Genomic DNA, 1,500 nt, shown 5'->3' with positions numbered 1-1,500 from the left:
GACGAGGTGGGTGGCGAGCTGCCGGCCGAGTTCGCCGGTGCCGCCGGTGATCAGGACCGTGCCGTCGGGGTCGAAGCGCGGGGTTTCGGGCTGGTCGGGCTGGTCGGTGCGGGTCAGGCGGGCGACGAGGATCCGGCCGTCGCGCAGGGCGATCTCGGGCTCTCCCTCGACCGCGATCGCGCGTTCCAGCAGCTCGGCGTCCAACGCCCCGGCATCCAGATCCACCAGACGCACCGAACGCTCCGGGTACTCCGCACGGGCCACACGGACCAGGCCCCACACCGGTGCGTGCGCCAGGTCGTACGCGGCCTCACCCACGGCGCCACGAGTCGCCCAGACCACCTCGGTCCCGGCCAGTCGCGGCTCGGCGACAACGCCCTGAACCTGCGCCAGGACAGCCGCGGCGGCATCCCGAACGGACTCCGCGTCCGGCACACCGCCGCCCGACACGGCACCCGTGGTGTCCACCACGATCCGCGCGGGCGCCGGCTCGTCCTCGCCGAGCCCGGCGAGTGCGGCCGCCAGGTCCGCTACGGCCTCGGCGCCCAGCGCGCGGGCGAGATCGCCCGACCCGCCGAGCACCCACAGGTCCTCGTGCGGCACTTCACGCAGAGCACGGGCCGGCGTGAACGCGACCCGGTACAGATGCCGGGCGGACCGGCTGCCGCGAATCTGCTCGCGCGTCGCCTCGCGCAGCGCCAGCGTCCCCGACACCACCACGTTCCCGGCCGGATCGGCGGCGAGCACCCGCGCCGACGTCTGCGCCTCGTCCAGCTCCACCCGGACCCGCAGTTCGCCGGGCCCGGTCGAACGCAGCTCGGCGTCGCTCCACTCGAAGGGCAGGATCACGGCCTCTTCGGTGCTGCGCAGCGCGGCGAGGGTGTGCAGGGCGGCGTCGAGCAGCGCCGGGTGCACGCCGAACTCGCCCGGACCGACCTCCTCGGGAAGGCGGACGAGGCCGTACCCGACGCCGTCCTTGCACCACAGCTCCCGCAGGCCCTGGAAGGCGGGCCCGTATCCGAGGCCCTGCCCCGCCAGCCGGTCGTACAGACCGTCCAGTTCCACCCGCTCCGCTCCGGGCACCGGCCACTGCGCGAGCGCGGTCATCGACCCGGAAACGGCGGCGTCCGCGCCGTCCTCGTCCGAAGCGCCCCCTAGGACACCGGTGGCGTGGCACGTCCAGGTTTCCTGACCGTCTTCCTGCTGGCTGTAGACGGCCACCTCGCGCCGGCCCGATTCGTCCGGCGCGCCGACGGTGACCTGGAGTCGTATGTGGGCGCTGTTGTCGCCGGGTTCGGGCAGGACGAGGGGTTCGGCGAGGGTGAGTTCCTCGACGCGGGTGGCTCCGGTTTCGGTGGCTGCGGTCCAGGCCAGTTCGAGGAGTCCGGTGCCGGGGAGGAGGGGGGTGTTGTAGACGGTGTGGTCGTGGAGCCAGGGGTGCTGGGTGGGGGAGAGGCGTCCGGTGAGGAGGTGGCCTTCGCCGTTGGCGAGGGTGGTGGC

Annotated in this window: 1 protein-coding gene; it reads right to left on the bottom strand. The window is 73.9% G+C overall.

Annotation, left to right across the window (positions count from 1 at the left end; genetic code table 11):
• The coding region (locus AWZ10_RS36960) for a polyketide synthase dehydratase domain-containing protein (RefSeq protein ID WP_208618618.1) at positions 1-1,500 on the bottom strand (1,500 nt) is incomplete at both ends.

The sequence above is a fragment of the Streptomyces europaeiscabiei genome, assembly GCF_001550375.1.
Taxonomy (GTDB): Bacteria; Actinomycetota; Actinomycetes; order Streptomycetales; family Streptomycetaceae; genus Streptomyces; species Streptomyces europaeiscabiei.
Note: the sequence above shows the minus strand (reverse complement) of the source record. Positions and strands in the feature narration are given on the sequence as shown.